The following is a 4,441-nucleotide window of genomic DNA, read 5'->3' as shown; positions in this document are numbered from 1 at the left end:
GGGCTCGGGTTGGTTGGTGCGGTGGGGTTGGAGCGGGCGGTGCGGGTGTGGGCGGATGTCGCGGGGCGGGGTGGAGTCGGCCGGTGAGCCAGGCGGCCGCGGCCACCGCCAGCCCCAGGCCGACGAGCAGCCAGGACGTGGTGCGCAGGGTCGCGGTGAGGGCGTCATAGACCGCCCCGGCGGCGGGCCGGGAGGCCGCGGCGGGCAGGTCGGACAGGGTGAGCCGGCGGCCGGCGGCGACGGCCGCGCCGAGCAGGGCGCCGCCGAGGGCGGTGCCGAGGGCGGTGGCGGCGAGCGCGCGGCGGCGGCAGGTGGCCACGGCGATGCCGGCGACGGCGAAGGCGACGGCCGCGACCGGCAGCCACAGTGCGGCGACTTCCAGCACGGCGTACCCCTTCCGGAGCCGGTCCAGCTCGCCGGGCCCGAGGACCGCGACCTCGATGTGCCGGACCGGGATGTCGCGGGCCAACGGCAGGTTGTCGTCGGCGAGTCGTTCCTTGACGCGGGAGGTGACGGGAGCGAGGTCGACGGTGACCGGGGCGGCGCCGGAGCGGTCGTCGTCGCGCAGGGCGCGCAGCAGGGCGTCGTGCACGGCCCGGTTCGCCGCGTCCCAGCCCGCCCGGAAGGCGCCGGTGCCGGTGAACGACCGCACCGCGTCCCGCACGAACGGGCCCGTCAGGCCCGGTGCGCCGCCGAGCCGGTGCACCAGCTCGTCCCCGACGGTGTCCGCGACCGCCTCCCGCACGGCCGCGTCCCCGGCCAGCGGCGCCATGGTGCGGACGTAGCGGCCGGTGTCGGCCAGGCCGTACACCGCCCACACCGCCGGTGCGGCGAGCGGGACCAGCAGGCAGCACAGGGCGATCAGCGCGGCGGACAGGGCGCCGCGCAGCCGGGGGACGGGTGCTGGCCTTTGGGACACGCCGCCAGGCAACACGCCCCGGGCGGGCGGTGCGAGCGGTGGGCCCGCGACCGGGTGGACGGTGCGGGCCGGACGGGTGATCCCGCGCCCGGAACCGTGCCGGAGCTGCGGTTTCCGCTCTCCGGTGGAGGGTTGGCCCGAACGGGTGTTTCCTGGTACTGGAGGAGTTTCAGGGACCTCGTCGGACGGCCGGGGCGACACGCCCCCCGTCCGGTGAGTGGAGGGATGAGGGAACGCGTGGACCCCGGCCGCCCTGCCGGGGTCCACGCACGTCCGCCCGCCCGCCGCCGGTCTCAGGCGGTGTCCTCGTGCGTGTAGTAGCGGTAGAACAGCACGGCGAAGACGGCCGCCGCGACCACCATCGCCATCAGGGCCGAGCGCAGCACGCTGTAGTGGCCGGTCTGGTGGTAGAGGAAGCCGAACGCGACGCCCGCGAAGGCCGCCCAGGCCGCCGCGTGCGCCTCGCGCCGCAGCCGCCCGGCCAGCCGGCGCACGGCGGCGTACAGCAGCACGAAGGCCAGCGCGACGACGAAGCCGAACAGCACGTTCCAGCCCGTGATCGGGCCGCCACCACGCTGGTTGGCCGCCGCCCAGTAGCCGTAGACCAGGCCGGCGGCGACGGGCCCGGCCCATCGCGCGACGGCGTGCGCCCGGGGACCGAACACGTCGGGCGTGCGGGTGGCGCCGGGCCGGGCGGGCGCCGGGGACGGGACGGTGCCGGTCACGGGCGCGCCGGGCGGGCGGGCGCCGGGCGCGGGTGCCGCATGAGCCATGGGAGCACTCCTCTCTGCTCACCCCCGGCTTCCAGGGCACACCGCGCGGGGAAGGGCGGCAAGTCGGGTGGCCGGGGCAGGGATGCGCCCGGCCCGGCGGCGCGCTTCGCCGTGGGGCATGACCAGGCCCGCGACCGGGACCGGCGGGGGCCGCGGCGCCTGCTCGACCGGTACCCCCGCGGCAGGCGCCGGGACACCCCGGACCGGCACCAGCTGCTGCGTGTGCGCGGGCCCGGCGGACCCGCGCACCGCGCGGCGGGGCGGCTGGTGACCCTCGTACGGGACGGGGTGCCGCGCCACTGCCGGGGCGTCCGGAGGACGACACCACGCTGCCGGCGGTGCGCCGGACCGCCCGGATCCCGGGCGGGACCCGGGCAGTCCCGCTCCTCCCCGCCCCGGCGGCCGGTCCAGCGGTTACGGTGCTGACGTACGTGATCGACAGGGAGGGACCATGCCGGGAACCGTGTTGCTGGTGGCCGCTTCACCCGTGGGAAAGGGGCGGCTGGTGGATGCGGCGGCGGTGCTTCCCGTGCTGGCGGCCGTCGCACCCGGGGTGCTGGCGGGCGCGGACACCGCGAACGTCGTCGAGCTGGCCGACCCGGTCGAGCCGCAGACGGTGCTGACGCGGATCCGGGCGGCCGCCGGGACCGTGGGGCCGCTGACGGTGTTCGTCACCGGGCAGCTGACGCTGGACCGGCGGCAGCGGCTGCCGCACCTGGCGCTGGCGCGGACGGCGCCGGCCACCGTGCGCTACACCGCCTTCCCCTGGCACTGGTTCCGCGAGGAGCTGCGGCTGCGGGCGCCGGGCAGCACCACCCTCTTCCTCGATCTGCACGCCGACGCGGAGAGCTGGGAGCGGCTGCGCGGCACCCCGCTCGACTCGGGGCACAACTGCGCCGTCTACGGGCGGATCGCGCCGCCGCCGCACCGGCGCACGGTGGCGGACCCGTCGTACATGAAGGCCGTGGCGACCCTGCTGCGCAGCGGGCACCGGCCGCCCGTGGAGCAGCTGCACGAGGAGGCGCTGAGCCGGATCACGGGGGAGGCCCCCGGCATCGTGCTCGCCGCGCGGGCGCCCGGCGCGGGCGATCCGCACGCCGCCGTCTCCGCCGCCGTGCGGGCCGGGCGGCACGCCGACGCCGACGGGCTGGCCGCCCGGTGGGAGCAGGCCGCGGTACGGGCGCACGGGGCCGCCTCCGAGGAGGCGCTGCACTGGACGGAGGTGCGGGCGGACCTGGCGATGTTCGCGGGCGACGCGGCCCGCAGCTGCCGTACCTGGCTGGCGGTGGCGTCGGCGCGGCTGGCCGCCGGGCAGGCGCCGGACGCGCCTCCCGTGGAGGCGGCCGTCGACCGCGCCCACCACCAGTGGGGCGAGATCCGCGACCCGGCCCGGGCCCGCGAACTGGGCCCGGCGCTGGCCGAGTTGCGCGGCCGGGTGCCGGGCCGGCGGGTCGGCGCCCTGGACCACGTGCGGCGCCAGCTGCGGCAGCTGCAGACCCAGAACTGACCGCACCGCCCGCGTCCGGCCCCTCCTCAGACGACAACCCCGCTGCCATGATGGTGAGTTATGGCTGAGGGGGACGAAGTGGCCAACCGCGTCATCCGCGTCCGGCTGGACGAGACGGCGACCGAGAGCGACATAGGCGCCCTGCGCAAGTGGCTGGAGCGGGAGCGGGGCCTGGACGAGATGGTGCGGGCCGGCCGGCTGCGCATCCACGAGCGGCGCCGCACCGACGAGACCGGCGCCCCCATGGGCGTCGGCATGGAGATCGTCGTCGCGCTGGTCAGCGCCGCCGCGACGGTCGTCTTCAACCAGCTGGTGGCGCAGGTGGGCCGGGCCGTGGAGGCCTGGCGGGACAACCGGCGCGAGGTGGAGGACGGCGAACCGCCCGAGGGCCGCGTGGACCCCGTGGACCTCGACGGGTAGGCCGGTGCCCCGTTTCGACCCGCGGGGGCGGGTGAACCGGGCGCTGCTGGTGGGTGTCTCCACGTACGACTTCACCGAGCCGCCGCACGGTGTGCCCGGCGACCTGCCGGCCGTCGAGCACAACCTGGACCGGCTGCGGGACACCCTGGCCCGCGGCGGGGTCCTCGGCGAGGACGAGATCACCGTGGCGCGCTCGCCGTCGCTGGACGCCTTCGAACGCGCGCTGCGCTCGGCCGCCGAGGAGGCCGAGGGGCTGCTTCTGCTGTACTTCGCCGGGCACGGCGCCATCCCCAGCGCGGGCGACGAGCTGTTCCTGCAGATGCGCAACGCCAGCGTCATCGCGGGCGGACGGGCCGTCTTCCCCGGCGCGGAGATGTTCACGACCGTGCTGACCTGGCTGGCCAGCAGCCCCGCCGAGCGGATCGTGGTCATCCTCGACTGCTGCTTCGCCGGCAACGCGGCGTGGATCTGGGAGCACTCCCGGGACAAGCGGCGGGTGCTGCTGCTGATGAGCGTGCAGGCCAACCACCGCACCGACGCGGGCGACGGCGGGACGCCGACGCCGTTCACCGGGGAGCTGCTGCACGAGCTGGACGTTCCCGGCGAACTGGGGTTCCGGGAGGTCTCGGACGCGCTGCGCCGGCGGATGGCCGAGGCGCGGCACGAGACGCTGCGGGGGGAGGAGTGGACGCCGCAGAGCCGCGCCGACCACGACGAGGACGTGCTGCTGTCGGCGCGCGCGGACCACGCCACCCGCCCGCCCGGCCCCGCACGGCCGCCCCGGCCGGCGCACGGCCGGAGCGGCGGGCCGGCCGCCGCGGG

The 4,441-nt window shown here is 77.4% G+C and carries 5 protein-coding genes; 3 read left to right on the top strand and 2 right to left on the bottom strand.

All coding sequences use genetic code 11. The features are described from left to right. Together ACFF45_RS00025 and ACFF45_RS00020 are read right to left on the bottom strand one after the other, a co-directional pair. Nucleotides 1–919: hypothetical protein (locus ACFF45_RS00025; RefSeq protein ID WP_381340077.1), on the bottom strand; the 919-nt coding region annotated here is incomplete at its 3' end. 293 nt (nucleotides 920–1,212) lie between these two features. Further along, nucleotides 1,213–1,692: a hypothetical protein gene (locus ACFF45_RS00020; protein WP_381340075.1), complete on the bottom strand. Its 480-nt coding sequence runs from the start codon at nucleotides 1,690–1,692 to the stop codon at nucleotides 1,213–1,215. Nucleotides 1,693–2,143: 451 nt separating this feature from the next. On the opposite strand from ACFF45_RS00020, the gene ACFF45_RS00015 reads away from it, so the two are divergent. The 3 genes from ACFF45_RS00015 to ACFF45_RS00005 all read left to right on the top strand — a co-directional run. Continuing rightward, the gene (locus tag ACFF45_RS00015; RefSeq protein ID WP_381340073.1) at nucleotides 2,144–3,199 is read left to right on the top strand and encodes a hypothetical protein; all 1,056 of its coding nucleotides are present in this window, start codon (nucleotides 2,144–2,146) and stop codon (nucleotides 3,197–3,199) included. A gap of 60 nt (nucleotides 3,200–3,259) precedes the next feature. Then, nucleotides 3,260–3,619, top strand: a complete 360-nt coding sequence (locus tag ACFF45_RS00010) for a hypothetical protein (RefSeq protein WP_381340071.1) — start codon at nucleotides 3,260–3,262, stop codon at nucleotides 3,617–3,619. Between the two features lie 4 nt (nucleotides 3,620–3,623). Continuing rightward, nucleotides 3,624–4,441: caspase family protein (locus ACFF45_RS00005; RefSeq protein ID WP_381340068.1), on the top strand; the 818-nt coding region annotated here is incomplete at its 3' end.

The sequence above is a fragment of the Streptomyces cinereospinus genome, from assembly GCF_042430725.1.
In the GTDB taxonomy this organism is placed as follows: Bacteria; Actinomycetota; Actinomycetes; order Streptomycetales; family Streptomycetaceae; genus Streptomyces; species Streptomyces cinereospinus.
The sequence above is the reverse complement of the archived record's forward strand: the minus strand, read 5'-3'. Positions and strand labels throughout refer to the sequence as shown.

What these genes read in the sequence shown, in the direction of transcription:
- ACFF45_RS00020 (WP_381340075.1), bottom strand. Translation starts at nt 1,692, where the DNA reads ATGGCTCATGCGGCACCCGCGCCCGGCGCCCGCCCGCCCGGCGCGCCC.
- ACFF45_RS00010 (WP_381340071.1), top strand. Translation starts at nt 3,260, where the DNA reads ATGGCTGAGGGGGACGAAGTGGCCAACCGCGTCATCCGCGTCCGGCTG.
- ACFF45_RS00015 (WP_381340073.1), top strand. Translation starts at nt 2,144, where the DNA reads ATGCCGGGAACCGTGTTGCTGGTGGCCGCTTCACCCGTGGGAAAGGGG.